22 protein-coding genes are annotated in these 26,277 nt (G+C 71.5%); 20 read left to right on the top strand and 2 right to left on the bottom strand.

Annotation, left to right across the window (positions count from 1 at the left end):
* From ACLBYE_RS08970 to murD, 4 genes are all read left to right on the top strand, one after another.
* Positions 1-1,219: UDP-N-acetylmuramoyl-L-alanyl-D-glutamate--2,6-diaminopimelate ligase (locus ACLBYE_RS08970; RefSeq protein ID WP_447693886.1), on the top strand; the 1,219-nt coding region annotated here is incomplete at its 5' end.
* Between the two features lie 19 nt (positions 1,220-1,238).
* Entirely contained in the window at positions 1,239-2,687 is a 1,449-nt protein-coding gene (locus ACLBYE_RS08965) for a UDP-N-acetylmuramoylalanyl-D-glutamyl-2,6-diaminopimelate--D-alanyl-D-alanine ligase (RefSeq protein ID WP_447693885.1), read from the top strand.
* Between the two features lie 68 nt (positions 2,688-2,755).
* Positions 2,756-3,841, top strand: coding sequence for a phospho-N-acetylmuramoyl-pentapeptide-transferase (gene mraY, locus ACLBYE_RS08960; RefSeq protein WP_020094123.1), 1,086 nt, complete (start codon positions 2,756-2,758; stop codon positions 3,839-3,841).
* A gap of 201 nt (positions 3,842-4,042) precedes the next feature.
* On the top strand, positions 4,043-5,407 hold the full coding sequence (gene murD / locus ACLBYE_RS08955) for a UDP-N-acetylmuramoyl-L-alanine--D-glutamate ligase (protein ID WP_447693884.1): 1,365 nt from the start codon (positions 4,043-4,045) through the stop codon (positions 5,405-5,407).
* Between the two features lie 12 nt (positions 5,408-5,419).
* Here the strand turns inward: murD and ACLBYE_RS08950 are convergent, their stop codons facing one another.
* Positions 5,420-6,895 carry a methyl-accepting chemotaxis protein gene (locus ACLBYE_RS08950; protein WP_447693883.1) on the bottom strand — a complete coding sequence of 492 codons (1,476 nt, stop codon included), beginning with the start codon at positions 6,893-6,895 and terminating at the stop codon, positions 5,420-5,422.
* A 295-nt stretch (positions 6,896-7,190) separates the two neighbouring features.
* Here ACLBYE_RS08950 and ACLBYE_RS08945 point away from each other — a divergent pair, with 295 nt between their 5' ends.
* From ACLBYE_RS08945 to ACLBYE_RS08890, 12 genes are all read left to right on the top strand, one after another.
* On the top strand, positions 7,191-8,357 hold the full coding sequence (locus tag ACLBYE_RS08945) for an FtsW/RodA/SpoVE family cell cycle protein (protein WP_020094126.1): 1,167 nt from the start codon (positions 7,191-7,193) through the stop codon (positions 8,355-8,357).
* Positions 8,354-9,463: an undecaprenyldiphospho-muramoylpentapeptide beta-N-acetylglucosaminyltransferase gene (murG, locus tag ACLBYE_RS08940; protein WP_447693882.1), complete on the top strand. Its 1,110-nt coding sequence runs from the start codon at positions 8,354-8,356 to the stop codon at positions 9,461-9,463. Before ACLBYE_RS08945 ends, murG begins: the two co-directional genes overlap by 4 nt.
* A 50-nt stretch (positions 9,464-9,513) precedes the next feature.
* Positions 9,514-10,920, top strand: a complete 1,407-nt coding sequence (murC, locus tag ACLBYE_RS08935; RefSeq protein WP_447693881.1) for a UDP-N-acetylmuramate--L-alanine ligase — start codon at positions 9,514-9,516, stop codon at positions 10,918-10,920.
* Between the two features lie 199 nt (positions 10,921-11,119).
* Positions 11,120-12,046, top strand: a complete 927-nt coding sequence (murB, locus tag ACLBYE_RS08930) for a UDP-N-acetylmuramate dehydrogenase (protein WP_447693880.1) — start codon at positions 11,120-11,122, stop codon at positions 12,044-12,046.
* A gap of 67 nt (positions 12,047-12,113) precedes the next feature.
* Entirely contained in the window at positions 12,114-13,037 is a 924-nt protein-coding gene (locus ACLBYE_RS08925) for a D-alanine--D-alanine ligase (RefSeq protein WP_020094130.1), read from the top strand.
* Positions 13,004-13,957, top strand: coding sequence for a cell division protein FtsQ/DivIB (locus tag ACLBYE_RS08920; protein WP_020094131.1), 954 nt, complete (start codon positions 13,004-13,006; stop codon positions 13,955-13,957). The genes ACLBYE_RS08925 and ACLBYE_RS08920 overlap by 34 nt, the downstream gene beginning before the upstream one ends.
* A 52-nt stretch (positions 13,958-14,009) precedes the next feature.
* On the top strand, positions 14,010-15,332 hold the full coding sequence (gene ftsA, locus ACLBYE_RS08915) for a cell division protein FtsA (protein ID WP_012319319.1): 1,323 nt from the start codon (positions 14,010-14,012) through the stop codon (positions 15,330-15,332).
* An 87-nt stretch (positions 15,333-15,419) separates the two neighbouring features.
* Entirely contained in the window at positions 15,420-17,207 is a 1,788-nt protein-coding gene (gene ftsZ / locus ACLBYE_RS08910) for a cell division protein FtsZ (protein ID WP_447693879.1), read from the top strand.
* A gap of 437 nt (positions 17,208-17,644) precedes the next feature.
* On the top strand, positions 17,645-18,592 hold the full coding sequence (lpxC, locus tag ACLBYE_RS08905; RefSeq protein WP_020094133.1) for a UDP-3-O-acyl-N-acetylglucosamine deacetylase: 948 nt from the start codon (positions 17,645-17,647) through the stop codon (positions 18,590-18,592).
* A 187-nt stretch (positions 18,593-18,779) separates the two neighbouring features.
* Positions 18,780-19,661, top strand: coding sequence for an outer membrane protein assembly factor BamD (locus ACLBYE_RS08900; RefSeq protein ID WP_447693878.1), 882 nt, complete (start codon positions 18,780-18,782; stop codon positions 19,659-19,661).
* Positions 19,662-19,844: 183 nt separating this feature from the next.
* Positions 19,845-21,518 (top strand): DNA repair protein RecN, encoded by a 1,674-nt coding sequence (gene recN, locus ACLBYE_RS08895; protein ID WP_447693877.1) that lies wholly within the window; start codon positions 19,845-19,847, stop codon positions 21,516-21,518.
* A gap of 115 nt (positions 21,519-21,633) precedes the next feature.
* Positions 21,634-21,834: a hypothetical protein gene (locus ACLBYE_RS08890; protein WP_012319314.1), complete on the top strand. Its 201-nt coding sequence runs from the start codon at positions 21,634-21,636 to the stop codon at positions 21,832-21,834.
* A 15-nt stretch (positions 21,835-21,849) separates the two neighbouring features.
* On the opposite strand, the gene ACLBYE_RS08885 is transcribed toward ACLBYE_RS08890, so the two are convergent.
* Positions 21,850-22,095 (bottom strand): hypothetical protein, encoded by a 246-nt coding sequence (locus tag ACLBYE_RS08885; protein ID WP_020094137.1) that lies wholly within the window; start codon positions 22,093-22,095, stop codon positions 21,850-21,852.
* A 279-nt stretch (positions 22,096-22,374) separates the two neighbouring features.
* On the opposite strand from ACLBYE_RS08885, the gene pstS reads away from it, so the two are divergent.
* From pstS to pstB, 4 genes are all read left to right on the top strand, one after another.
* Positions 22,375-23,415, top strand: coding sequence for a phosphate ABC transporter substrate-binding protein PstS (gene pstS / locus ACLBYE_RS08880; RefSeq protein ID WP_020094138.1), 1,041 nt, complete (start codon positions 22,375-22,377; stop codon positions 23,413-23,415).
* An 85-nt stretch (positions 23,416-23,500) separates the two neighbouring features.
* A complete protein-coding gene (gene pstC, locus ACLBYE_RS08875; RefSeq protein WP_447682084.1) occupies positions 23,501-24,478 on the top strand; it encodes a phosphate ABC transporter permease subunit PstC in 978 nt (325 codons plus the stop codon).
* A 12-nt stretch (positions 24,479-24,490) separates the two neighbouring features.
* Positions 24,491-25,381, top strand: coding sequence for a phosphate ABC transporter permease PstA (pstA, locus tag ACLBYE_RS08870; RefSeq protein ID WP_447682083.1), 891 nt, complete (start codon positions 24,491-24,493; stop codon positions 25,379-25,381).
* 22 nt (positions 25,382-25,403) lie between these two features.
* Positions 25,404-26,219, top strand: coding sequence for a phosphate ABC transporter ATP-binding protein PstB (gene pstB, locus ACLBYE_RS08865; RefSeq protein WP_020094141.1), 816 nt, complete (start codon positions 25,404-25,406; stop codon positions 26,217-26,219).
* Positions 26,220-26,277: the final 58 nt, after the last annotated feature.

Raw genomic sequence — 26,277 nt, 5'->3', positions numbered from 1 at the left:
GGTCGCCGACGCGCGCCGGTCGCTCGCCCTCGCGGCGGCCCGCCTCGCGGGCCCGCAGCCCGAGACCGTGGTGGCGGTCACCGGCACCGCCGGGAAGAGCTCGGTGGCCGACTTCGTCCGCCAGATCCTGGCGCGCCTCGGCCGCGATTCCGCGAGCCTCGGCACCGTCGGCATCGTCACCAATCGCGGCGCGCAGTACGGCTCCCTCACGACCCCGGACCCCGTGACGCTGCACCGGACGCTGGCGCAACTCGCCGCGGACGGCGTCACCGACCTCGCCATGGAGGCCTCCTCCCACGGGATCGAGCAGCGCCGGCTCGACGGCGTGCGCCTCGACGCCGCGGGCTTCACCAATCTCGGCCGCGACCATCTCGACTATCACGCGAGCATCGAGGAGTACCTCGCGGCCAAGCTGCGGCTGTTCACCGACCTGCTGCCGCCGGGCCGCCCGGCCATCGTCAACGCCGACGGCGCCTACGCCGAGCGGGTGATCGCCGCCGCCGGGGCCGCCGGCCGGCCGGTCCGCACGGTCGGGCGGGGCGGCCGGGACCTGCGGGTCGAGGCGGTCCGCACGGAGGGGTTCGCGCAGGCCGCCCGGATCCTGTTCGCGGGCCGGGCCCGCGAGCTGCGCCTGCCCCTCGTCGGCGAGTTCCAGGTCGAGAACGCCCTGGTGGCGGCCGGCCTCGCGCTGGCCACCCCGGCGGGGGCGGCCGATCCCGATGGCGTCCTCGCGGCCCTCGACCATCTCACCGGCGTCCCCGGCCGCATGGAGCGGATCGGCGAGGCGCGGGGCGGCCTCTGCCTCGTCGACTACGCGCACAAGCCCGAGGCCCTGGAGAGCGTGCTCGCCGCGCTCCGCCCCTTCGCGTCGGGCCGGCTGATCGCGGTGTTCGGCTGTGGCGGCGACCGCGACCGGGGCAAGCGGCCGCTGATGGGCGCCATCGCGCAGCGGCTCGCGGACGTCGTGATCGTCACGGACGACAACCCGCGCACCGAGGACGCGGCCGCCATCCGCCGGGCGATCCTGGACGCGGCGCCGGGCGCCGAGGAGATCGGCGACCGGTCGGAGGCGATTCACAGCGCCGTCGGCCGGCTCGGACCGGGCGACGTGCTGGTCGTGGCCGGCAAGGGTCATGAAACCGGCCAGATCGTGGGGGATCGCACGCTGCCGTTCTCGGACCACGCGGTCCTGCGCGCCGCGATCGACGCGGCGGCCTGAGGACGACGGGGGACCGACGATGACCGCACTCTGGACGCGGGAGGAGCTGGAATCCGCGACCGGCGGCCGGTTGACCGGCGCCGGGCGCGCGATCGGCGGCGCCTCGATCGACACCCGCACGCTCCAGCCCGGCGACCTGTTCTTCGCGATCCGCGGCGACACCCGCGACGGCCACGACTTCGTCCCCGACGCCCTGGGGCGCGGGGCCGGCGCCGCCGTTGTGGGCGCCGCGCGCGCCGAGGCGCTCGCGGCCCACGGCCCCGTCCTGGCGGTGCCCGAGGGGGGCGCCGACCCGGTCCTGACCGCGATGGTGCGCCTCGGCGCCGCCGCCCGGGCCCGGACGCGCGCGCAGGTCGTGGCGGTCACCGGCTCGGTCGGCAAGACCGGGACCAAGGAGGCCCTGCGCCACGTCCTGTCCGAGCAGGGCGAGACCCACGCCTCGGCGGCCTCCTACAACAACCACTGGGGCGTGCCCCTGACCCTGACGCGGATGCCGCGCTCCGCGCGCTACGGCGTGTTCGAGATCGGCATGAATCACGGCGCCGAGATCGTGCCGCTGACCGCCCAGGTCCGGCCGGACATCGCGCTGATCACCACGATCGCGCCCGCCCATATCGAGCATTTCGCCTCGCTGGCCGCGATCGCGGACGCGAAGGGCGAGATCTTCTCCGGGCTCCAGCCCGGCGGCGTCGCCATCCTGAACCGCGACGCCCCGCATTTCGACCGCCTGGCCGCCCACGCCCAGGCCTCCCGGGCGGGCCGGGTGGTGACCTTCGGCGAGCACGCGGATGCCGACGTCCGCGCCCTGAGGATCGTGCTGCGGCCCGACCTGTCGGTGATCGACGCGGTGGTGATGGGCCAGCCCGTCACCTACAAGCTCGGCACCGCCGGCCGGCACGCGGCGCTGAACTCGCTGGGCGTCATGGCGGTGGTCCACAGCCTCGGGGCCGACCTCGCCCGCGCGGCCCTGTCGCTCGGCCGGCTGACGCCGCCGGCGGGGCGCGGCGAGCGCACCGCCCTCGAGATCGGCGGCGGCACCGCCTACCTCGTGGACGAGAGCTACAACGCCAATCCCGTCGCCGTCCGCGCGGCGCTGGCGACCCTGGCGGGGATCGAGACCGGGCCCCGCGGTCGCCGGATCGCCGTGCTGGGCGACATGCTGGAGCTCGGCGCCGCCGCGCCCGACCTGCATCGCGGCCTGGCGGAGGCGATCGAGGCGGCCCGGATCGACCTCGTCTTCACGGCCGGCCCGCTGATGCGCCACCTGTTCGAGGCCCTGCCGGTGAGCCGCCGCGGCGCGGTGGCCGACACCGCCGCCGACCTGCTCGAGCCGCTCGCCCGGACCCTGCGGTCCGGCGACGCCGTCATGGTGAAGGGATCGAACGGCAGCCGCATGGGCCGGATTGTCGAGGCGCTGAAAGCCCGCTACGCGGTCGATCCGACCCGGCGGACCCAGGCCGTCCCGTGACCGGCACGCCTGCGCGTGCGGCGCCGTCCCCCGAAACCTGAGCCTGAACAAGGGGGCCGAGCGCCCGGATGCTGTACCTTCTCTCGGACCTGAGCAGCAGCTTCACGCCGCTCAACGTGTTCCGCTACATCACCTTCCGCACCGGCGGCGCGCTGTTCACGGCGGGCCTGTTCGTGTTCTGGTTCGGGCCCTGGATCATCTCGCTGCTGCGGATCCGCCAGGGCAAGGGCCAGCCGATCCGCGAGGACGGGCCGCAGACCCACCTGCTGACCAAGCGCGGCACGCCGACCATGGGCGGCCTCATGATCCTGGCCGGCGCCGTCGTGGCGATCCTGCTCTGGGCCAACCCGCGCAACCACTACGTCTGGGTGACGCTGACCGTCACCCTCGGCTTCGGCGCGATCGGCTTCTACGACGATTACCTCAAGGTCACGAAGCAGTCGCACAAGGGGTTCTCGGGCAAGTTCCGCCTCGCCCTCGAGGCGTTGATTGCCATGGCGGCCTGCGTGACCATCGCGGTCTACTCGCCCGCCGCGCTCCAGAACCAGCTCGCCTTCCCGGTGTTCAAGGACGCGCTCCTGAACCTCGGCTGGTTCTACCCGCTCTTCGGCGCCTTCGTGATCGTCGGGGCGGGCAATTCCGTGAACATGACCGACGGCCTCGACGGCCTCGCGATCGTGCCGGTGATGATCGCCTGCGGCACATTCGGCTTCATCGCCTACCTCGTCGGCAACTCGTTCACCGCCAGCTACCTGCAGGTGAACTACGTCCGCGACACGGGCGAGCTCGCCGTCGTCTGCGGCGCGGTGATCGGGGCCGGGCTCGGCTTCCTGTGGTTCAACGCGCCGCCGGCCCAGATCTTCATGGGCGATACCGGTTCCCTGGCGCTGGGCGGCCTACTGGGCTCCATCGCGGTGGCGACGAAGCACGAGATCGTCCTGGCGATCGTCGGCGGCCTGTTCGTGCTGGAGATGATGTCGGTGATCATCCAGGTCGCGTCGTTCAAGCTGACGGGCAAGCGCGTCTTCCGCATGGCGCCGATCCACCACCATTTCGAGCAGAAGGGCTGGAAGGAGCCGCAGGTCGTGATCCGCTTCTGGATCATCGCGGTGATCCTGGCGATGGCCGGTCTGGCGACGCTGAAGCTGCGCTGAGAAATCGTGCTAGAGGGGCGGCCTGAGAGGTCGATCCGATCCTCGCCCTCATCCTGAGGCGCGGCCGCGGAGCGGAGCCTCGAAGGAGGCTCCCGGCCGGCCGCGATCCCGGGAGCCTCCTTCGGGGTCGCCGACACGGGGCGCCCGGGACGAGTGCCGGTTCGGATCGGCCGGGTCCGGCCGCCGCATCCAGAGTTCCGCATGACACCCGTCACCGTCTTCCAGGACAAGACCGTCGCCCTGTTCGGCCTCGGCGGCTCGGGGCTCGCCACGGCGCTGGCGCTGAAGGCCGGTGGCGCGGGCGTGCAGGCCTGGGACGACAATGCCGACAGCCTCGCCCGCGCGCGGGAGGCCGGCATCGAGACGCGGGACCTGCGCGCGGCCGACTGGTCCGCGTTCGCCGCCTTCGTGCTGAGCCCGGGCGTGCCGCTGACCCATCCCGAGCCGCACTGGAGCGTCCGGCTCGCCCGGGATGCCGGCGTCGAGATCATCGGCGACATCGAGCTGTTCTGCCGGGAGCGGCGGGCGCGGGCGCCGGGGGCGCCGTTCGTGGCGATCACCGGGACCAACGGCAAGTCGACCACCACGGCGCTGATCGCCCACGTGCTCGCGCAGGGGGGCCGCGACGTGCAGATGGGCGGCAACATCGGCACGGCGATCCTGTCGCTGGAGCCGCCGGCCGCCGACCGCGTCCACGTGATCGAGATGTCGTCGTTCCAGATCGACCTGACGCCGAGCCTCGACCCGAGCGTCGGCGTGCTGATGAACATCACGCCGGACCATCTCGACCGGCACGGCACGATGGAGCAGTACGCGGCCATCAAGGAGCGCCTGATCCAGGGCGCGGGCCTCGCGGTGGTCGGCGTCGACGACGCCCCGAGCCGCGCCATCGCCGATCGGCGCGGCGCCGACCTCGTGCGCGTCCACGTGCCCCACGGCGACGTCCTGTGCACCGACGCGCTCACGGTGCGCGACGGGATCGTCCGGGAGCCGGACGGCACGGCGCCCGCCGACGTCAACGGGATCGGATCGCTCCGGGGAGCTCACAACTGGCAGAACGCGGCGGTAGCGGTGGCCGTCGCGCGGGCCCTCGGCCTGTCGCCGGAGCAGATCCAGGCCGGCCTGACCTCGTTCCCGGGCCTGCCGCACCGGATGGAGGAAGTCGGGCGGCGCGGCCACGTGCTGTTCGTCAACGACTCCAAGGCGACGAACGCGGATTCCACCGAGAAGGCCCTCACCGCCTTCCGGGACATCCACTGGATCCTCGGCGGCAAGGCCAAGGAGGGCGGGATCTTCCCGCTGGTGCCGTATTTCGAGCGGGTCGCGCACGCCTACCTGATCGGCGCAGCGTCGGACGCCTTCGCGGCGACCCTGGAGGGCGCCGTGCCCTACACGCGCTGCGAGACCCTCGAGAACGCCGTCCCGAAGGCCGCCGAGAACGCCGCCGCCTCGGGCGCACCGGAGCCGGTGGTGCTCCTGTCACCGGCCTGCGCGTCCTACGACCAGTTCCGGAACTTCGAGATCCGCGGCAACCGCTTCCGCGAGCTGGTGCAGGCGCTGCCCTGAGGCAGCGCCACCTCAGCGCGCTAGAACCTTGGCGGCGTCGCGGGTGGTGTCGACCGCCTGCGAGACGTTGGCCACCGACTGGACGATCGCCCCGATATTGCCGGTGATCGCCGTGACGGCCCCCGCGGCGCTCTGCATGCTCTCGGCCAGATCCCGGGTCACGGCGCTCTGCTCCTCGATGGCGGCCGCGGTGGCCACCACGGTCTCGCGCATCACCGAGACCGAGGACCCGATCGAGCTGAGAGCCTGCACGACCTCCTGCGAGACGCGCTGCACGCTGGCGATCTCGCCGTTGATCTGACCGGTGGCGCGCGCCGCCTGGTCGGCCAGCGCCTTCACCTCGGAGGCGACGACCGCGAAGCCGCGGCCCGCCGCGCCCGCGCGGGCGGCCTCGATCGTGGCGTTCAGCGCCAGCAGGTTGATCTGGCCGGCGATGTCCTGGATCAGGCCGACGATGCCGGTCATGGCGGTGGCGGTCTCGGCCAGCCGCTTGGTGTGGCCGTCCGCGTCCTGAACGCAGGCATAGGCGGTGTCGGTGGCGCTCTGGGAGCGCACGATGCTCTGAGACATTTCCGCCACCGAGGCCGCCAGCTCCTCGGCGGCGGCCGCGACGGTCTGGACGTTCCCGGAGGTCGAGTCCGCCGCCGCCGAGGCCAGCGAGGCCGCCGTGGTCGAGTGCGTCACCGCCTGCTCGATCTCGCCGAAGTTCTGATCGATCAGGGTCCGCAAATTGGCGAACAGCCGGACCTGGTCGCTGATGTCGGTGGCGAATTTCACCACCTTGTAGGGCCGGCCGGCGGCGTCGAGGATCGGGTTGTAGGAGGCCTGGATCCAGACCTCGCGCCCGTCCTTGCCGATCCGCCGGAACTGGGCCGCCTGATAGGTGCCGTTCCGCAGGGCCGCCCAGAAGGCCCGGTAGGCCTCGCTCTCCCGGTAGGCGGGCTCCACGAACAGACTGTGATGCTGCCCGATCACCTCGGCGCGGCTGTAGCCCATCGCGGCGAGGAAATTGTCGTTCACCGCGATCACCGTGCCGTCGAGGTCGAAGGCGATGACCGCCTGCACCTTGTCGATCGCGGCGATCTGCCCGGCGCGGTCGGCCTCCTCGGTGCGCTGCTGCGTGATGTCGGTGGCGAACTTCACCACCTTGTAGGGACGCCCGCGGACGTCGAGCATCGGGTTGTAGGAGGCCTGGATCCAGATCGACCGGCCGCCCCGGCCGACCCGCTGGAATTGGCCCGACTCGAAGGTGCCGGAGCGCAGGCGCTCCCAGAAGGCCCGGTAGTCCGGCGCGTCCCGCTGGGCCGGCTCCATGAACATGCTGTGGTGCTGGCCGACGATCTCCGGCAGCGTGTACCCGACCACGTCCAGGAAATTGCGGTTCGCCGACAGGATCCGCCCCGCCAGGTCGAACTCGATCACGCCCTGAACCCGGTCGAGGGCCGCGAGCTTGGCGTGCGCTTCACGGACGTTCAGGGCAGAGAACATGGCGCGTCGGCTTCCGCTGGGTGGATCGGGCGCGGCGCGCCGCGACCCGCCGGGTCGATACATCCGAAAGTTGCAATGGGAAGATTAACATAGAGTGTCTTTTTACTAGTATTACGCAGTCCTAATACAGCATCCCAGCGCCCGCCGACGGCGTTGCCGGCGCGTCCCGACGTGCCCCAACGTGCCCCGACGTGCCCCGACCCGTCGATCATAAGGCTCCGTTTACCATTCCTGCCGAGGATCCCGGCCGACCCGCGCGGATCGGCATCCGCGCGGCCTGGAGTCGTTGCCCGGCATGATGTCACGCGCGGAACGCACCCCCCTGACGGACTGGTGGTGGACGGTGGACCGCGGCCTGCTCGCGGCGCTATTCGCGCTGATGGTCGCGGGCCTCGTCTTCCTGATGGGCGGCGGGCCGCCCGTGGCCGAGCGGATCGGCCTGCCGACCTTCTACTTCCTCAACCGGCAGGCGATGTACCTCGCGCCGACCATCCTGCTGATCTGCGCGGTCTCGTTCCTGTCGCTGCGCGGCATCCGGCGGCTCGCGCTCGTCACCTGGATCCTGGGCGTCATCCTGTGCCTGCTCGCCGGCAAGTTCGGGCCCGAGATCAAGGGCGCGCATCGCTGGATCCAGTTCGGCTCCTTCGGCCTGCAGCCCTCGGAGTTCGTGAAGCCGGCCTTCGTGGTCGTCGCCGCCTGGGCCTTCTCGGAGGGCGCCCAGCGCCGCGACATGCCGGGCGGCATCCTGGCGCTGTTGCTCCTGCCGATCACCATCGTGCCGCTGCTGCTCCAGCCCGATTTCGGCCAGACCATGCTGATTACGATGGTGTGGTGCGCTCTGTTCTTCGTGGCCGGCCTCCACCTGATCTGGGTGGCCGTCCTCGGCGTGCTGGGCCTCGGAGGTGTGTTCGCTGCCTACCTGTTCTTCCACCACGTCCGCGAGCGCTTCAACAAGTTCCTCGACCGGGATTCCGGCGGCGGCTTCCAGGACTTCTGGTCGCGCGAATCGTTCCGCTCGGGCGGCTGGTTCGGCACCGGGCCGGGGGAGGGCGTGGCCAAGCGCCACCTGCCGGACGCGCATACCGACTTCATCTTCTCGGTCACCGGCGAGGAGTTCGGCGTGATCGTCTGCCTCTGCCTCGTGGCGCTGTTCGCCTTCATCGTCCTGCGCGGCCTCAAGCTCGCGCGGCGCACCGACGACACCTTCTCGCGGCTGGCGATCACCGGCCTGACCACGCTGTTCGGCCTCCAGGCCTGCATCAACATGGCGGTGAACACCCAGCTGATGCCCGCCAAGGGCATGACGCTGCCGTTCGTCTCCTACGGCGGCTCCTCGCTGATCTCGCTGGCGCTCGGCACCGGCTTCCTCGTCGCCCTGACCCGCAAGCGGCCCCGCACCGTCATGCTCAGCCAGAAGCCCCCCGGCACCGCGCCCGCCACCGTCGCCGGGGTGATGCGGTGACCGTCTTCACGCCCACGATCCTGCTCTGCGCGGGCGGCACCGGCGGCCACCTGTTCCCGGCCGAGAGCCTCGCCCACGCGCTGCGGGCCCGCGGCATCCGGGTGGCGCTCGCCACCGACGCCCGGGTCGATTCCATCGCGTCCGAGTTCCCGGCCTCCGAGGTGGTGACCATCGCCTCGGCGACGCCGTCCGGGCGCTCGCCCCTGAAGCGCGCCGGCGCCGTGCTGACCCTCGGCCGCGGCTTCGGCGTCGCCGCGAAGGAGATCCGCCGGATCAACCCGGCCGCCATCGTGGGCTTCGGCGGTTACCCGACCGTGCCGCCGGTGCTGGCCGGCCAGATCCTGCGGGTGCCGACGATCCTGCACGAGCAGAACGCCGTGATGGGCCGGGCCAACGCCTTCCTGGCGCGGGGCGCCCGCACCATCGCCACCGGCTTCAAGGTCGTGCGCGGCGTGCCCGACAAGGCGAGAGCCCCGCGGATCCACACTGGCAACCCGCTCCGCCCGGCGGTGATCGAGGCGGCCAAGATCCCCTATCCGGCCTTCGGCCCGGATGCCGTCCTGCGCCTGCTGGTCTTCGGCGGCAGCCAGGGCGCCCGGGTCATGGGCGAGGTCGTGCCGGAGGCGATCGCCCGCCTGCCCGACGCGCTGCGCGCCCGGCTGCACCTCGTCCAGCAGGTCCGCCCCGAGGACCTGACGGCGGTGCAGAACCGCTACCTCGCCATGGGGCTCGCCGGGATCGAGGCGGCGCCGTTCTTCAAGGACCTGCCGGCGCGGATGGCCGCCAGCCACCTCGTGGTCGCGCGCTCGGGCGCGTCGACGGTCTCGGAACTCGCGGCGATCGGCCGCCCGGCGATCCTCGTGCCGCTGCCAGGCTCCCTCGACCAGGACCAGGCCGCCAACGCCGCGACCCTCGACGCGATCGGCGCGGCGCTGGCCGTGAAGCAGCCGGATTTCACGCCCGAACGCCTCGCCGCGGAGCTGACCGCCTGCTTCGAGACGCCGGCAAAATTGACCGCGGCGGCCGATGCGGCCAGAAGCGCGGGCATCCACGACGCCGCCGAGCGGCTGGCCGAGGTCGTCGTCGAGACGGCCGCCCGCACCTGATTTCTTGAGGGATTCCGCACCGGCGGTCCCGCCACCAGACGGTTCGACCCATGAAGCTGCCCGACAAGCTCGGCCCCATCCACTTCATCGGCATCGGCGGCATCGGCATGTCCGGCATCGCCGAGGTGATGCACAACCTCGGCTACACGGTGCAGGGCTCGGACGCGTCCGACAACGCCAATGTCCGCCGTCTAGCCGAGAAGGGCATGCGCACCTTCGTGGGCCACGACGCCAAGAACGTCGAGGAGGCCGCCCTCGTCGTCGTCTCGACCGCGATCCGGCGCGACAACCCCGAGTTGCAGGCCGCCCGCGAGCGACGCCTGCCCGTGGTGCGACGGGCCGAGATGCTGGCCGAGCTGATGCGCTTCAAGTCCTGCGTGGCGATCGCCGGAACGCACGGCAAGACCACGACCACGTCGCTCGTCGCCACCCTGCTCGACGCCGGCAACCTCGACCCGACCGTGATCAACGGCGGCATCATCAACGCCTACGGCACCAACGCCCGCATGGGGGCGGGCGAGTGGATGGTGGTGGAGGCCGACGAGTCCGACGGCACCTTCCTGAAGCTGCCGGCGGACGTGGCGATCGTCACCAACATCGATCCCGAGCACCTCGACCATTTCGGCTCGTTCGACGCGATCAAGGACGCGTTCCGGCGCTTCATCGACAACATCCCGTTCTACGGCTTCGCGGTGATGTGCATCGACCACCCGGTGGTCCAGGACCTCGTCGGCCATATCGAGGACCGGCGGATCATCACCTACGGCGAGAACCCGCAGGCCGACGTGCGCCTGATCGACGTGGACCTGCGTGGCGGCCAGAGCCGCTTCCGGGTGATGATCCGCGACCGTCGGCCCGGCTACCGGATGGAGATGGAGGATCTCGTCCTCCCGATGCCCGGCAAGCACAACGCCCTCAACGCCACCGCGGCGCTCGCCGTCGCGCACGAGCTCGGCGTGAAACCGGACGCGATCCGCCAGGCGCTCGCGGGCTTCGGCGGCGTGAAGCGGCGCTTCACGCGCACCGGCGAGTGGAACGGCGCGACGATCTTCGACGATTACGGACACCATCCGGTGGAGATCAAGGCGGTGCTCAAGGCCGCTCGCGCCTCGACCGAGCACGGCGTCGTCGCGGTCGTGCAGCCGCACCGCTACACCCGGCTGCAGTCGCTGTTCGACGATTTCTGCACCTGCTTCAACGATGCCGACACGGTCATCGTCGCGCCGGTCTACGCGGCCGGCGAGCAGCCGATCGAAGGCTTCGACCGCGACAGCCTCGTGGCCGGCCTGCGCTCGCGCGGCCACCGCGACGCCCGGGCCCTCGAGCGGCCGGAGGAACTCGCGGGGATCATCGCGGAGCTCGCCAAGCCCGGCGACTACGTGGTCTGCCTCGGCGCCGGCACGATCACCCAGTGGGCCTACGCCCTGCCGGACGAACTCGCCGCGCGGGGACGGTAGGCGCGGTGCGCGCGCCCGCCCCGGGAGGCCTCTCGGGGCGGCGGCACCCTCGACCGCCCACACTGGGCTGCGCTCCGAGGATGAACCCGGCGGTGACTCTCCGGACCCCGGCCTCGCAGCGTCCGCTGCCACCCCGATGCGACGACACCAGGATCGCCGCATCCCTCTCCCCGCGGGCGGGGCGAGGGGAGACACACAGATGACCGCCTCTCTGCACGATCGCATCCGGGCCGCCGCGCCAGACCTCCGCGGGCGCCTGCTCGCCGACCAGCCGCTCGCCGACCTCACCTGGTTCCGGGTCGGCGGACCGGCCGAGGTGCTGTTCACCCCGGCCGACGAGGAGGATCTCGCCCGCCTCCTCGCCGCTCTCGATCCGGACGTGCCGGTCACGGTGATCGGGCTCGGCTCGAACCTGATCGTGCGGGACGGCGGGGTGCCGGGCGTGGTCGTGCGCCTCGGCGGCAAGGCCTTCGGCAGCATCGCGGTCGACGGCGACGCGCTGACCGTCGGCACCGCGGTCCCGGACATGCGCCTCGCCAAGGCGGCCGCAGAGGCCGGCATCGACGGGCTCGCCTTCTACCGCGGCATCCCGGGCTCGATCGGCGGGGCGCTGCGCATGAACGCGGGCGCGCACGGCGGCGAGACCACCGACGTGCTGGTCGAGGCCCGCGGCATCGACCGCGGGGGCGCGCTGCGCACCTTCAGCCACGCCGACATGGGCTTCTCCTACCGGCACTCGGACGCCCCGGAGGACGTGGTCTTCACGCGCGCCGTCTTCCGCGGGCGGGCCGGCGACCGGGTCGCCATCGAGGCCGAGATGGAGCGGGTCACCGCCGCCCGCGAGGCCGCGCAGCCGATCCGCGAGCGGACCGGCGGCTCGACCTTCGCCAACCCGGACGGGGGCAAGGCGTGGCAGCTCGTCGACGCCGCCGGCTGCCGCGGATTGAGGCGGGGCGGCGCCGAGGTCAGCGAGATGCACTGCAACTTCCTGATCAATACCGGCACCGCGACCGCGGCCGACATCGAGGGGCTCGGCGAGGAGGTCCGCCGCCGCGTCCGGGAGACCAGCGGGGTCGAATTGCGCTGGGAGATCCGGCGCATCGGCCGGCCCGCCGGCACGACGTGAGAGCGGTGTTCCGGACGCGCCGGTGCGCTGAGATCCTGATTGAAGCCGACCTATTCGAGGTGCCCTGATGTCCAAGCACGTCGCCGTCCTGCTGGGCGGCACCTCCGCCGAGCGCGAGGTCTCCCTCAGTTCCGGCAAGGCCTGCGCCGACGCGCTCGAAGGGGAGGGCTACCGGGTCACCCGGGTCGATGTCGGCCCCGACATCGCCGCGGTGCTGACGGCGCTCCGGCCGGACGTGGCCTTCAACGCGCTCCACGGGCCGGACGGCGAGGACGGCACCATCCAGGGCCTGCTGGAGATCCTCAAGATCCCCTACACCCATTCCGGCGTCCTCGCGTCGGCGCTCGCCATGAACAAGGAGCGGGCCAAGACCGTCATGCGCGCCGCCGGCGTCGACGTGCCCGAGGGCCGGATCGTTAACCGTCGTGAGGCCGCCAGGACACACCCCCTGCCGCCACCCTACGTCGTGAAACCGATCGCGGAAGGCTCATCGGTGGGTGTGATCATTGTGCGCGACGGCCGCTCGCACCCGCCCCAGATCCTCGCCTCCGAGGAGTGGACGTTCGGCGAGCAAGTCCTTGCAGAACCTTACATCGCTGGCCGCGAACTCACCTGCGGCGTCATGGGCGACAAGGCCCTCGGGGTGATCGAGGTGAAGGCCGCCACGGGGGATTGGTACGATTACGACGCCAAGTACGCTCCGGGCGGCTCGGTGCACGTGCTCCCGGCCGAACTTAAACCAAATGTTTACCAGCGTGTCCAAGAACTGTCGTTAACGGCGCATCAAGCACTGGGCTGTCGGGGCGTCAGCCGTGCCGACCTTCGCTACGACGACACACCGGGTGGAACCGGTCTGCTCGTGGTGCTGGAGGTCAACACGCAACCCGGCATGACCCAGACGAGCCTTGTGCCGGAGATGGCGGCCCATGCGGGCCTGAGTTTCGGTGAGCTCGTCCGATGGATGGTGGAGGACGCTTCCCTGAATCGCTGAGCGGCGACGCCGCCGGCCGGAGCGGTCCCGCGCGCCTCGCCGGCGCGATCCTGGGCCGGCTCACCGGCCGCGGCACGTCCCGGTCGCTCTCGGTTCGTCGGGCCCGCCCGAGTCAGCGCCTGAGCGAGCGCCTGCCCCGCGGCGCCGGCATCGTGGCGGTCTCCGTCTCCGCCGCCGCCGTGGCGCTCGCGGGTTTCGTGGCCAGCGGCCGCTACGACGCGTTCGTGGCCGAGCAGGGCCGCCCCCTCGACATCGCCGCGCGCGTCGCCGGCTTCGGCGTCGAGCGCGTCACCATCTCGGGCATCTCCCGCATGTACGAGCGCGAGGTCCTGGCGGCCGCCGGGATCGACTGGCGCTCCTCGGTTCCCTTCCTCGACGTCAACGACGTGCGCGAGCGGCTGCTCCGCGTGCCGCTGATCGCGCAGGCCTCGGTCCGGAAGATCTACCCCAACGAGATCGCCATCACCCAGGTGGAGCGCGAGCCCGCGGCCCTCTGGCAGAAGAACGGCGAGATCAGCGTGATCGCCGCCGACGGCACCGTCATCGACGCCATGCGCGACGACCGCTACGCCAGCCTGCCCCTGGTGGTCGGCGAGGACGCCAACACCAAGCTTCCGGAATACCTCGCCCTCATCGCCGCCGCCGGGCCGCTCGCCGAGCGGATCAAGGCCGGCACCTACGTGTCCGGCCGGCGCTGGACCCTCAAGTTCGACGGCATCGACGTGCGCCTGCCCGAGGTCGATCCGGCCGCGGCGCTCGCCCGCCTCGTCCGGTTCGAGCGCGAGGCCCACCTGCTTGAGAAGGACGTCATCGCGGTGGACCTGCGCATGCCGGACCGCCTGGTGGTGCGCCTGACCGAGGAGGCCGCCGCCGCCCGCGCGGAAGCCCAGAAGGCGAAGAAGAAGGGCGCGGCGAGCTGATGCCCTTCCTGTCGATCTCCGCCCGTCCCGCATCCCGCGCCCGGTAGCGTCAATGCACAGCCAACACGGCCTCACGCCGCGCTTGAAGCCGCTCTCCGCCCGGCGCTCGACAACCCTCTCCGTGCTCGACATCGGCACGAGCAAGGTGGTCTGCCTCATCGCCGAGTTGCAGCCAGCCGAAGCGCTCACGACGCTCCGCGGCCGCACGCACCTCGCGCGCATCATCGGCATCGGCCACCAGCGCTCCCTGGGCCTGAAGGGCGGCGCCATCGTCGATCTCGCCGCGGCCGAGAGCGCGATCCGTCAGGCGGTCCACGCCGCCGAGCGGATGGCCAAGGTCGAGGTCCAGTCGGTCATCGTCAACATGTCGGGCGGCCGGCTCGCCTCGCAGCATTTCCAGGCGCGGGTGAACGTCCGCTCGGGCACCGTCACGGGCAGCGACGTCGAGCGGGTGCTCGAGACCGCCAGCGCCCACGGCGTCAGCCCCGGCCGGGCCGTGCTGCACGCGCTGCCCACCGGCTACGCCCTCGACGGGCAGGGCGCCGTCATCGACCCGTCGGGCATGATCGGCGAGGCGCTGAGCGTCGACCTGCACGTCGTCACCAGCGAGCTCGCGGCCGCCCGCAACGTCATGCTCGCGGTGGAGCACTGCCACCTCGGCGTCGAGGCGGTGATCGCCACGCCCTACGCGGCCGGCCTCTCGGCGCTGGTCGACGACGAGGCCGAGATGGGCGTCTGCGTCGTCGACATGGGCGGCGGCACCACCAGCGTCGGCGTGTTCTCCGGCGGCCACCTCGTCCACGTGGACGCCCTGGCGGTCGGCGGCCACCACGTCACCATGGACATCGCCCGCGGCCTCTCCACCCGCATGGCGGCGGCCGAGCGGCTGAAGACCCTCTACGGCTCGGCCCTCTCCACCCCCTCCGACGACCGCGACATGATCGCCGTGCACGGCGTCGGCGAGGACGAGGGCGAGGCGCCGGCCCACATCCCGCGCTCGCAGCTCGTGCGGATCATCAAGCCGCGCGTCGAGGAGGTGGTCGAGCTGGTGCGGGACCGCCTGCGCGACGCGGGCTTCGCCGCCCAGGCCGGGCGGCGCGTCGTCCTCACCGGCGGCGCGAGCCAGCTCGTCGGTCTGCCGGAGGTCGCCCGCCGCGTCCTCCAGGGTCAGGTGCGGATCGGACGGCCCCTCGGCATCCGGGGCCTGCCGGAAGCCGCCAAGGGTCCGGCCTTCTCGGCGGCGGTCGGCCTGCTCGTCTACCCGCAGGTCGCCCATGCCGAGCATTTCGAGCCGCGGGGGCACGGCGCCTTCGCGGCGACCGGGACCGACAACTACCTGAACCGGGTCGGCCGCTGGCTCCGGGACAGCTTCTAGGTTTCGCCCCCGCCCTACGGGCGGATTGAAAAGAATCCGGCGCCGCGGCGTCGCACGGACAGCACAGTTAGCGAGAGGCTCGACACCATGGCCATCACCCTCCAGGCGCCGGACATCCGGGAACTGAAGCCCCGCATCACCGTCTTCGGCGTCGGCGGCGCCGGCGGCAACGCCGTCAACAACATGATCGAGTCGGGCCTCCTCGGCTGCGAGTTCGTCGTGGCCAACACCGACGCGCAGGCGCTCACCTCCTCGAAGGCCGAGCGGGTGATCCAGATGGGCCTGGGCGTCACCCAGGGCCTCGGCGCCGGCTCGCACCCGGAGGTCGGCTCGGCCGCCGCCGACGAGGTGATCGACGAGATCCGCGACCAGCTCTCCGGCGCCCACATGTGCTTCATCACCGCCGGCATGGGCGGCGGCACCGGCACCGGCGCCGCGCCGGTCATCGCCCGGGCGGCCCGCGACATGGGCATCCTGACGGTCGGCGTCGTGACCAAGCCGTTCCAGTTCGAGGGCATGCGCCGCATGCGGACCGCCGAGTCCGGCATCCAGGAGCTGCAGGCCGCGGTCGACACCCTGATCGTGATCCCGAACCAGAACCTGTTCCGGGTCGCCAACGAGAAGACCACCTTCGCGGACGCCTTCGCGATGGCCGACCAGGTGCTCTACTCGGGCGTCGCCTGCATCACCGACCTGATGGTGAAGGAGGGCCTCATCAACCTCGACTTCGCCGACGTCCGGGCGATCATGCGCGGCATGGGCAAGGCCATGATGGGCACCGGCGAGGCGTCCGGCGAGAAGCGCGCCAACCGCGCCGCCGAGGCCGCCATCGCCAACCCGCTCCTCGACGACGTCTCGATGAAGGGCGCCCGCGGCCTGCTGATCTCGATCACCGGCGGCTCCGACCTGACCCTCTACGAGCTCGACGAGGCCGCCACCCGCATCCGCGAGGAGGTCGACCAGGACGCCAACATCATCCTGGGCGCCACCTTCGACGAGAGCCTCGACGGCATCATCCGCGTGTCGGTGGTCGCCACCGGCATCGAGCCGGCGCTGATCTCGGCGAACTCGCCCAACAACCCGGCCATCGCCGAGACCGAGCAGCGCATCGCCGAGGTCGCCGAGCGCCTGCGCGCCGAGGCCCGCTCGCGCGCCGCCTCGCCGGTGCCGAGCATCCGCACCGAGTCGGTCGCCCCGGCGCCGATGCCCGCCCCGGCCCCCGCGCCGCTCGCTTCCCCCGAGATGCGCCCCGAGATGCGCCCCGAGTCGCGGATCGAGAGCCGCATCGAGGCCGCCGCGCCGGTGACCCGCGACGACGTCGTGCTCGCTCCGGTCCAGGCGCGCGCCGCGGCACCGTTCGTCCCGGCCCCCGCGCCGCAGCGCGTCGAGGCGGCGCCCGCCGTCGAGGCCGGTCCGTTCGTGCCGCCGCGTCCGGCCGCCCCGACGGGCACGCCGCTCGCCCGCGCCCCGCGCATGCCGCAGATCCACGAGCTGCCGCCGATCGCCCAGACGCAGATCATGGCGAACCGCGCTGCCGAGGAGGCCGCCCCGGAATCCAAGCGGACCTCGCTGCTGCGCCGGCTCGCGACGGTGGGCTTCGGCGGCCGCCGCGAAGACATGGACGGCGCCCCGGCGGCCCGGCCGGCCTCGCCCGCCGCCCCGCAGCCCCACATGGCCCAGTCGCACATGGCCCAGCCCCACATGGCGCAGCCCCACGTGCCGCCGGCCCCGCGCGCTCCGGCCGCCCCCGCGGTCCCGCAGTACCGCCCGGCCCAGGGCAACCTCGACGGGCAGGGCCGGGCCGCGCCCCAGCCGCGGATGATGGACGACGATCAGCTCGAGATCCCGGCCTTCCTCCGCCGTCAGGCGAACTGACCGGTCCGGGTCTCCGGCACGGCCCGGGGCTGGCGGGAAACCGCCGGCCCCTTCGCACTGCAGCAAAGCAACTCATGGTTGTTGCGGTGGGGAATAGGGCTCGACGAGGCTGTGCGCCGCGGCTCTCGAGCCGCGGCGCGTGGTGCATCCGCGCCACAGAACGGCCGCGGGTTAGTCACGCATTAACCAACCTTTAAGCCTTTGGTGGAGCAGCGCTTTGTGGTGACGAACCGCTAAGCGTGTCTGTAACAGACCGTAAGAATCCGTGATTTGGCTGCCCTGTGCGGCGCAGCTATAGAAACCATGTGATCGAGACGACACGCAGCAGGACACAACCTGATCGCGTGGGCTAGGGCATCAAGCAGCGGACGGATCAGTCAGTTTCTCCCCACCCCCAGTCGGGGTGGCGGGAACTGATCGCGCCCGGGGGCTAAGGAATGCGAACGCATAAGCAGACGACCCTCAAAGGGCCGGCGACTCTCTCGGGGATCGGAGTTCACTCCGGCAACCCCGCCGAGATCACCATCCGACCCGCTCCGGCCAATCACGGCATCGCCTTCCTCCGCACCGGCACCACCCACGGCAACGACCGCCTGATCAAGGCGCATCACGCCCTCGTCTCCGCCACCGAGCTCTGCACCGTCCTGGGTGACGTCGAGACCGGCGCGGTCGCCACCGTCGAGCACCTGATGTCCGCCCTGTACGGGCTGGGCGTCGACAACGCTCTGGTCGAGATCGACGGCCCCGAGATGCCGATCCTCGACGGGTCCGCGCTCCCCTTCGTCCAGGCGATCGACCAGACCGGCATCGCCACCTGCGACACGCCGCGGCGCTGGCTCAAGATCCTCCGCCACGTCCGCATCGAGACCGGGACATCCTTCGCGGAACTGCGCCCGATCGACCGCGGCTTCCGCCTCGACGTCGAGATCGACTTCGAGAGCCCGGTGATCGGCCGCTCCCGCAAGGCGATGGACCTGTCGCCCGCGACCTACCGACGCGAGATCGCCGGCGCCCGCACCTTCGGGATGATGCGGGACGTGGAGCGCTACTGGAAGGCGGGCTTCGCCCTCGGCGCCTCGCTGGAGAACACCGTGGCGGTCGGCGAGACCGCGGTGGTGAATCCCGAGGGCCTGCGCTTCCAGGACGAGTTCGTCCGCCACAAGATCCTCGACGCCATCGGCGACCTCGCCCTGGCGGGCCTGCCGATCCAGGGAGCCTACCGCTCCTATTGCGGCGGCCACCGGATGAATGTCGGGGTCCTGTCGGCCCTGTTCGCCGACCGGGCGAACTACGCCATCGTCGAGGCGCAGGGCTCGCGCCGCGAGACCGTGCTGTCCGAACTCGGCGCCGGCCTGGGCCTCGCCGCCTTCGCGGGCGACCTGTAGCCCCTGTGACCGGCGGGCCACAGCCCGCAACCGATCCTGACTGCCGCAGCCTTGCCGCTTTCGTGCCCGAATCGAACGGCACGGTTTAACGGTCCGTGAACGGCGGGCACGGCCCGGGGCGGGCCGGATCCACCCACGCGATGGCATGACGGCGCGCAACGGCGCCGGTTCCGGGAAAGAGCGCCAGATGCCTGTCACCATTCGTCATCGCCGGGCAGCGGCCTTCGCGGCGCCCCTCGTGGCCGTCCTCGGCCTGGGCCTCGGCGGCTGCGACTTCGACCCGACGAGCATCTTCGCCGAGAAGTACAAGCCCGAGGTCGTGCCGGACGTTCCGGCCGACAAGCTGTACAGCGACGGCCTCGCCAAGCTCGAGGACAGCGACTACGAGGGCGCGGTCAAGAAGTTCGACAGCCTGGACAAGCAGTACCAGTACTCCGATTGGTCCCGGAAGGCGCTGCTGATGACGGCCTATGCCAATTACGAGGGCCAGAAGTACGACGACGCGATCAGCGCCTCGAAGCGCTACCTGCAGCGCCATCCGGCCAGCAAGGATGCGGCCTACGCGCAGTACCTGATGGCGATGTCGAACTATAAGCAGATCCCGGACGTCACCCGCGATCAGGAGCGCTCCGAGAAGGCCCTCGTCGCGCTGCAGGAGCTGGTGCAGAAGTACCCGACCTCCGAATACGCCGCGGACGCGAAGGCGAAGATCCAGATCACCCGCGATCAGCTCGCCGGCAAGGAGATGGAGATCGGCCGCTTCTACCTCGAGAAGCGCAATTTCCCGGCCGCGATCAACCGCTTCCGCGACGTGGTCGCCAAGTATCAGACCACCCGGCACGCCGAGGAGGCGCTCGAGCGCCTGACCGAGGCCTACTGGGCGCTCGGGATCACCCAGGAGGCGCAGAACGCCGCCGCGGTGCTCGGCCACAACTTCCCGGAGAGCCCCTGGTACAAGGACGCCCACGCGCTGCTGGCGCAGGGCGGCCTCGAGCCCCGCGAGGAGAAGAGCTCGTTCCTCTCGAAGATCTTCCGGACCGTCACCGGCAAGACCGCCTCGGCCCAGTAAGCCGCCGCGCCCGCGCGGGGGCCGCCCACGAAACGTCGAGGCCCGGAGCCGCCGCTCCGGGCCTTTCCCATTGCGGCGCCCGTCGCGTTGCACCAACCGAGCGGTGCGACGCATTTTTGGGGTGAATCCGCGCCGCGGCGGCCTTATGTCTGCGGTCCCATCCTGAGGAATCCCCGTCGCCGCATGCTGGCGCAGCTCGCGATCCGCGACATCGTCCTGATCGACAGGCTCGAACTGAATTTCCGATCGGGACTCAGCGTCCTGACCGGGGAGACGGGCGCGGGCAAATCGATCCTGCTCGACGCCTTCGCCCTGGCGCTCGGCGGCCGCGGCGACGGCCGCCTCGTCCGCCACGGCGAGGCGCAGGGCGCGGTGACGGCGGTGTTCGATCTGCCCCTCGACCATCCGGCGCGCCGGATCGCGGCCGAGGCCGAGATCGACACCGAGGGCGACCTGATCCTGCGCCGGACCCAGATGGCGGACGGCCGGACCCGCGCCTTCGTCAATGACCAGCCGGTGGGCGTGCAGGTCCTGCGGGCGATCGGCGCGGCCCTCGTGGAGATCCACGGTCAGCACGACGACCGGGCGCTGGCCGACCCCGCCTCGCACCGGGCGATCCTCGATGCCTTCGGCGGCCTCCAGACCCAGCTCGCGAAGGTCGCCGCCGCGTCGCGGACCGTGCGGCATGCCCGCACCGAACTCGCCGAGCACCGCGCCCGCGTGGAGGCGGCCCGCAAGGAATCGGACTTCCTGCGCCACGCCGTGGAGGAGCTCGCCGCGCTGGCCCCGCTCGCCGGTGAGGAGGCCCAGCTCGCCGAGCGCCGCACCATCATGCAGCAATCCGAGAAGGTCGCGCGCGAGCTCAACGAGGCGCTCGAGGCCGTCGGCGGCCCCCATTCCGGCGTGCCGCACCTCTCGGCCGCCCTGCGCAAGCTGGAGCGGCGCGCGGCGCAGCTGCCGGCCCTGGTGGACCCGTGCGTGAACGCCCTCGACGCCGCGATGGTCGCCCTCGAAGAAGCCCGCGCGGTCCTCGAAGCGGCGGTGGCCGAGACGGAGTTCGATCCCCGCGACCTGGAGCGCGTCGAGGAGCGGCTCTTCGCCCTCCGCGCCGCGTCCCGCAAGTACGACGTCGCGGCCGACGACCTCGCCGCCCTGGCGGAGCGCTACGCCGGCGACGTGGCGGCGATCGATGCCGGCGAGGCGGCCCTGGCCGGGCTGGAGCAGGCGCTCGCGACGGCGGAGGCCGCCTACGCCGAGGCGGCCGAGAAGCTCAGCGCCGGGCGGCGCCGGGCGGCCAAGCAACTCGACGCGGCCGTGAAGGCCGAGCTGCCGCCGCTCAAGCTGGAGCGCGCCCGCTTCATCACCGAGATCGCCACGGACCCGGAGTCCCGCGACCCGGCCGGCACCGACCGGGTCGAGTTCTGGGCGCAGACCAATCCCGGGACCAAGCCCGGCCCGATGATGAAGGTCGCCTCGGGCGGCGAGCTGTCGCGCTTCATGCTGGCCCTGAAGGTCGTGCTGGCCGACAAAGGCTCGGCCCCGACGCTCATCTTCGACGAGATCGATACCGGCGTGGGCGGCGCGGTGGCGGACGCCATCGGGATGCGGCTCGCCCGGCTGGCGGCGACCGTGCAGGTGGTCGCGGTGACCCACGCGCCCCAGGTCGCCGCGCGGGCGGAGACGCATTTCCTGATCGCCAAGGCCCCCGTGAAAGGGGCCGGCCGCGTCGCCACGCGGGTGGCGAGCCTGCCGGTCGCCGAGCGCCGCGAGGAGATCGCCCGGATGCTGGCGGGCGCCACCGTCACCGACGAGGCCCGGGCGGCGGCCGCGCGACTCCTCCAGGGCGCCGACGCGTGAACCGGCGTCAACCTTAACCGTTGGTTGAAGGTAATAATTCGTTAACTATTCATCGTGAGAATGCTGCCATCCCGGTACCGCGGCAGGGTTGGGCGGTCGAAGGGCGGGAGGAGCCATGAAGCCGTCAGTCGTCGACTCCGATGGGTCTCTGCCCGCGGGACAGCCCCTGAAACGGGCGGTCGACACCCGCCAGCTCGGCCTCACGCTCCGCACGGTCTACGAGGGCAGCGTCGACACGCAGCCGATCACCGACACCCATGTCGAGCTGCTCCTGCGCCTGCGCCAGAAGGAGCGGGAGCTGCGCCGGGCGGGCTGACCCGGGGCGGCACCGTCACCAGCGGCGCGCCCCCGGCCGTCGACGGTACTCGGCCGCACGAATCAGCGTCAGCACGCGGTCGAGACTCACCAGCAGCTCCGCCTCCTCGACGCGCGCCGCGGAGGCCGCGTCCGGGTCGGGGCTGAATTTCTGCCGGGCCTGCGCCAGCGCGAGCGCCCGCTCCACGGCCTCCCGCTCGGCGTGCAGGGCCAGCCAGGCCGGATCGGATTCCGTCGCCGCATCCACCTCGTCGCCGCCCACGATCCGCCCGTCCTTCTGCTGCCGGCTGCCGCTCCTGGCGGAGAGGAACGCGCGAGAGGCCGGAACCGTGCCGCGCCCGGCCGACGCGCGGTGTCGTCCCCGTGCCGTCCCCCGCGTCGTCCCCCGTGTCATCCCGGTGTCATCTACTTGTCGTAACCGCCCGGCCATCGGGCGGCCGGCGCTGGGTCTCTTCGGAAGATCGGCCGCAGGGCTCTGCCGCGGGCACGGGCCCGCCGGCGGGGCAGCGCAGGCTCTAGCCCGACGGCAACGGAGATTCCTTTGAGACCCTTCGCTTACGCGCTCGCCGTCGGCCTCGCGACGGTTCAGCTGGCGTCCGCGGCGCTCGCCGCCGATATCACCGGCGCCGGCGCCACCTTCCCGTTCCCGGTCTACTCGAAGTGGGCCGAGGCCTATCGCAAGGAGACCGGCTCGGGCCTCAACTACCAGTCGATCGGCTCCGGCGGCGGCATCAAGCAGATCCAGGCCAAGACGGTCGATTTCGGCGCCACCGACGCGCCCCTGAAGCCCGAGCAACTGGCCAAGGACGGCCTCGTCCAGTTCCCGACCGTGATGGGCGGCGTCGTGCCGGTGGTGAACATCCCCGGGATCGAGCCGGGCAAGCTCAAGCTCACCGGCGACGTGCTGGCCGACATCTACGCCGGCAAGATCGCGAAGTGGAGCGATCCGCGCATCGCCAAGCTCAATGACGGGCTGAAGCTGCCGGACGCCAACATCACCCCGGTCTACCGCTCCGACGCGTCGGGCACGACCAACATCTTCACCACCTACCTGTCCCAGGTCTCCGAGCCCTGGAAGAAGGAGTACGGCGCGGCCACGACGATCTCCTGGCCCGTCGGTCAGGGCGGCAAGGGCAACGAGGGCGTGACCGCCACCGTCAAGCAGGTTCCGAACGCCATCGGCTACGTCGAGTCGGCCTACGCCAAGCAGAACAAGCTCTCCTACGCCCTGCTGCAGAACAAGGCCGGCCAGTACCCGCAGCCCGACGACAAGGCGTTCCAGGCCGCGGCGGCGAGCGCCGACTGGAAGGCGACCCCGGGCTTCGGCATCTCGCTGACCAACCAGCCGGGCGAGGCGGCGTGGCCGATCACGGCGGCGACCTTCATCCTCGTCCACAAGGACGCCGCCGACCCGGCCAAGTCCGCCGCCGTGCTCAAGTTCTTCGACTGGGCCTACAAGAACGGCGACACGCTCGCCACCGACCTCGACTACGTCCCGCTGCCGGACAACGTCGTCGAACTGATCCACCAGGAGTGGAAGGACGTGAAGGGCAAGGACGGAAAGCCTGTCCTCAACATGTGAGCGTGGCGGGGAGGGGGTGGGAACCCCCTCCCTCGCTTCCGGGAACGCACCGCGCTACCACGCCACCCTTCGCAGAGAACCGCGGATGCCCGCTTTGACCGAATCGATCGCCCTCGGCCGAACCCGTTCCGCGACCGCGCGGAAGGCGCCGAGCCGGAGCCTCGACACCCTGTTCCGGACCTGCTCGTACGGCGCGGCCCTGCTGGTGCTGCTCGTGCTCGCCGGCATCCTCGGCTCGATCCTGTACGGCGGCTGGCCCGCCTTCCGCGAGTTCGGCTTCGGCTTCCTGACCTCCAGCGCCTGGAACGTCGGGACCGAGCAGTACGGCGCCCTGGTCGCGGTGATCGGGACCGTCGCCTCCGCCTTCCTGGCCCTGCTGATCGGCGTCCCCGTCTCGCTGGGCATCGCGGTCTACCTCACCCAGCTCTGCCCGGGCTGGGCCCGCAAGCCGGTCGCCATGACGATCGAGCTGCTCGCGGCCGTGCCGAGCATCATCTACGGCATGTGGGGCCTGTTCGTGTTCGCGCCGCTCTTCGCGCGCTACATCCAGATCCCGGTCTCGAACCTCGTGGAGGGCATGCCGATCGTCGGCACGCTGTTCTACGCCCGGGTGCCGTCGGGCGTCGGCGTCTTCACCGCCGGGATCATCCTGGCGATCATGATCGTGCCGTTCATCGCCTCGATCGCCCGGGACATGCTCGACCAGATCCCGACCGTGCTGCGCGAGAGCGCCTACGGGATCGGCTGCACCACCTGGGAGGTCGTGCGCCACGTGCTGGTGCCGCAGGCGGCGGTCTCGATCATCGGCGCGATCATGCTCGGCCTCGGCCGGGCGCTCGGCGAGACGATGGCGGTGACCTTCGTGGTCGGCAACGCCAACCGGCTCTCGGCCTCGATCTTCGACCCGAGCTCGACCATCGCGTCGCGCATCGCCAACGAGTTCAACGAGGCGGACGGCCTCCAGCTGAACGCCTTGATGGCGCTGGGCTGCATCCTGTTCGTGATCACCTTCGTGGTGCTCATCATCGCCCGGCTGCTGACGCGCCGCGTCCAGTCCGCCTGAGGAGCACGCGCGATGGTTTCCTCCAGCACGATCGCCCCGGCCGCCCAGCGCCGCCCCGGCCGCGTCCGCCAGGGACGCCGCGTCGCCGACCGGACCCTGCGCGTCGCCTGCACCGCCGCGACGGTGGTCGGCGCCCTGGTCCTCGGCTCGATCCTGGTGATGCTGATCGTCCAGGGCGTGCGCGGCTTCACGCCGACCCTGTTCACCAACCCGACCCCGGGCCCGGGCTCCGAGGGCGGCGGCATCGCCAACGCCATCCTGGGCAGCCTCGTGCTGACCGGGATCGGCATCCTGATTGCCACGCCGGTCGGCGTCATGGCCGGGACCTTCCTGGCCGAGTACGGGCGCGGCTCGAAGCTGGCCGCCCTGATCCGCTTCCTCAACGACGTCCTGCTCTCGGCGCCGTCGATCCTGATCGGCCTGTTCGTCTACACGCTGATGGTGCGGCCGATGGGCACCTACTCGGGCTGGGCCGGCGGCGTGGCGCTGGCGATCATCGCGGTGCCGGTGATCGTGCGCACCACCGAGGACATGCTGCGCCTCGTGCCCGGGACCCTGCGGGAGGCCGGCGCGGCGCTCGGCGCGCCGCCCTCGACGGTGATCATGAGCGTGACCTGGCGGGCGGCCTCGGCCGGCATCGTCACCGGCATCATCCTGGCGCTCGCCCGCATCGCCGGCGAGACCGCGCCGCTGCTGTTCACCGCGCTCAACAACAATTCCTGGTTCTCGGCCAACCTGATGGGCGGCGTCGCGAACCTGCCGGTGATGATCTACCAGTTCGCCCTCTCGCCCTACCCGAACTGGCAGGGACTCGCCTGGGCGGGCGCGCTCCTGATCACCACCACCATCCTGGCGCTGTCGATCATCGCGCGCCTCGTGATCAAGCCGCAGGCCTCGCGCTGAGCCCCCTTTCGAGGACACGACGATGAACGCCGCCTCCGCGATCCCCACGGTCGAGCTGAACCGCAACCGCGCCGAAGAGGGCGGCCCCGTGCGGATCGCCGTCAAGGACCTGAACTTCTACTACGGCAGCTTCCACGGGCTGAAGGACGTCAACCTCAACTTCCACGACCGGCAGGTGACGGCGCTGATCGGCCCCTCCGGCTGCGGCAAGTCCACCCTGCTGCGCTGCTTCAACCGGATCTACAGCCTCTACCCGGAGCAGCGGGCGGAGGGCGAGATCCTGCTCGACGGCGAGAACATCCTCAGCCCCTCCGTCGACCTGAACGAGCTGCGCTCGCGCATCGGCATGGTGTTCCAGAAGCCGACGCCGTTCCCGATGTCGATCTACGACAACGTGGCCTTCGGCCTGCGCCTCTACGAGAAGCTGCCGAAATCCGAGCTCGACGGCCGGATCGAGGAATCCCTGCGCAAGGCCGCCCTCTGGGACGAGGTGAAGGACAAGCTCCGGCAGCCCGGGACCGGCCTGTCGGGCGGCCAGCAGCAGCGCCTGTGCATCGCCCGGACGGTGGCGCAGAAGCCGGAGGTGATCCTGTTCGACGAGCCGACCTCGGCCCTCGACCCGATCTCGACCGGCCGCATCGAGGAGCTGATCGAGCAGCTGCGCGACGAGTTCACCATCGTGATCGTCACCCACAACATGCAGCAGGCGGCGCGCATCTCGCAGTTCACCGCCTTCATGTATCTGGGGCAGCTCGTCGAGTTCGGCCCGACCAACCGAATGTTCATGAACCCGACGGAACGCCGTACGCAGGACTACATCACCGGCCGCTTCGGCTAGTCTGCCGGGCCGCTCCGGTCCCGGGACCGCCGCGCGCGTCTCCGGCGCGCCGGCGGAT

Source organism: Methylobacterium sp. A52T (assembly GCF_053346095.1).
Note: the sequence above shows the minus strand (reverse complement) of the source record. Positions and strands in the feature narration are given on the sequence as shown.

Excerpts from the sequence above, each read along its gene's own strand:
- ACLBYE_RS08965 (WP_447693885.1), top strand. The coding sequence starts at position 1,239 with ATGACCGCACTCTGGACGCGGGAGGAGCTGGAATCCGCGACCGGCGGC.
- mraY (WP_020094123.1), top strand. The coding sequence starts at position 2,756 with ATGCTGTACCTTCTCTCGGACCTGAGCAGCAGCTTCACGCCGCTCAAC.
- murD (WP_447693884.1), top strand. The coding sequence starts at position 4,043 with ATGACACCCGTCACCGTCTTCCAGGACAAGACCGTCGCCCTGTTCGGC.
- ACLBYE_RS08950 (WP_447693883.1), bottom strand. The coding sequence starts at position 6,895 with ATGTTCTCTGCCCTGAACGTCCGTGAAGCGCACGCCAAGCTCGCGGCC.
- ACLBYE_RS08945 (WP_020094126.1), top strand. The coding sequence starts at position 7,191 with ATGATGTCACGCGCGGAACGCACCCCCCTGACGGACTGGTGGTGGACG.
- murC (WP_447693881.1), top strand. The coding sequence starts at position 9,514 with ATGAAGCTGCCCGACAAGCTCGGCCCCATCCACTTCATCGGCATCGGC.
- murB (WP_447693880.1), top strand. The coding sequence starts at position 11,120 with ATGACCGCCTCTCTGCACGATCGCATCCGGGCCGCCGCGCCAGACCTC.
- ACLBYE_RS08925 (WP_020094130.1), top strand. The coding sequence starts at position 12,114 with ATGTCCAAGCACGTCGCCGTCCTGCTGGGCGGCACCTCCGCCGAGCGC.
- ACLBYE_RS08920 (WP_020094131.1), top strand. The coding sequence starts at position 13,004 with ATGGATGGTGGAGGACGCTTCCCTGAATCGCTGAGCGGCGACGCCGCC.
- ftsA (WP_012319319.1), top strand. The coding sequence starts at position 14,010 with ATGCACAGCCAACACGGCCTCACGCCGCGCTTGAAGCCGCTCTCCGCC.
- ftsZ (WP_447693879.1), top strand. The coding sequence starts at position 15,420 with ATGGCCATCACCCTCCAGGCGCCGGACATCCGGGAACTGAAGCCCCGC.
- lpxC (WP_020094133.1), top strand. The coding sequence starts at position 17,645 with ATGCGAACGCATAAGCAGACGACCCTCAAAGGGCCGGCGACTCTCTCG.
- ACLBYE_RS08900 (WP_447693878.1), top strand. The coding sequence starts at position 18,780 with ATGCCTGTCACCATTCGTCATCGCCGGGCAGCGGCCTTCGCGGCGCCC.
- recN (WP_447693877.1), top strand. The coding sequence starts at position 19,845 with ATGCTGGCGCAGCTCGCGATCCGCGACATCGTCCTGATCGACAGGCTC.
- ACLBYE_RS08890 (WP_012319314.1), top strand. The coding sequence starts at position 21,634 with ATGAAGCCGTCAGTCGTCGACTCCGATGGGTCTCTGCCCGCGGGACAG.
- pstC (WP_447682084.1), top strand. The coding sequence starts at position 23,501 with ATGCCCGCTTTGACCGAATCGATCGCCCTCGGCCGAACCCGTTCCGCG.
- pstA (WP_447682083.1), top strand. The coding sequence starts at position 24,491 with ATGGTTTCCTCCAGCACGATCGCCCCGGCCGCCCAGCGCCGCCCCGGC.
- pstB (WP_020094141.1), top strand. The coding sequence starts at position 25,404 with ATGAACGCCGCCTCCGCGATCCCCACGGTCGAGCTGAACCGCAACCGC.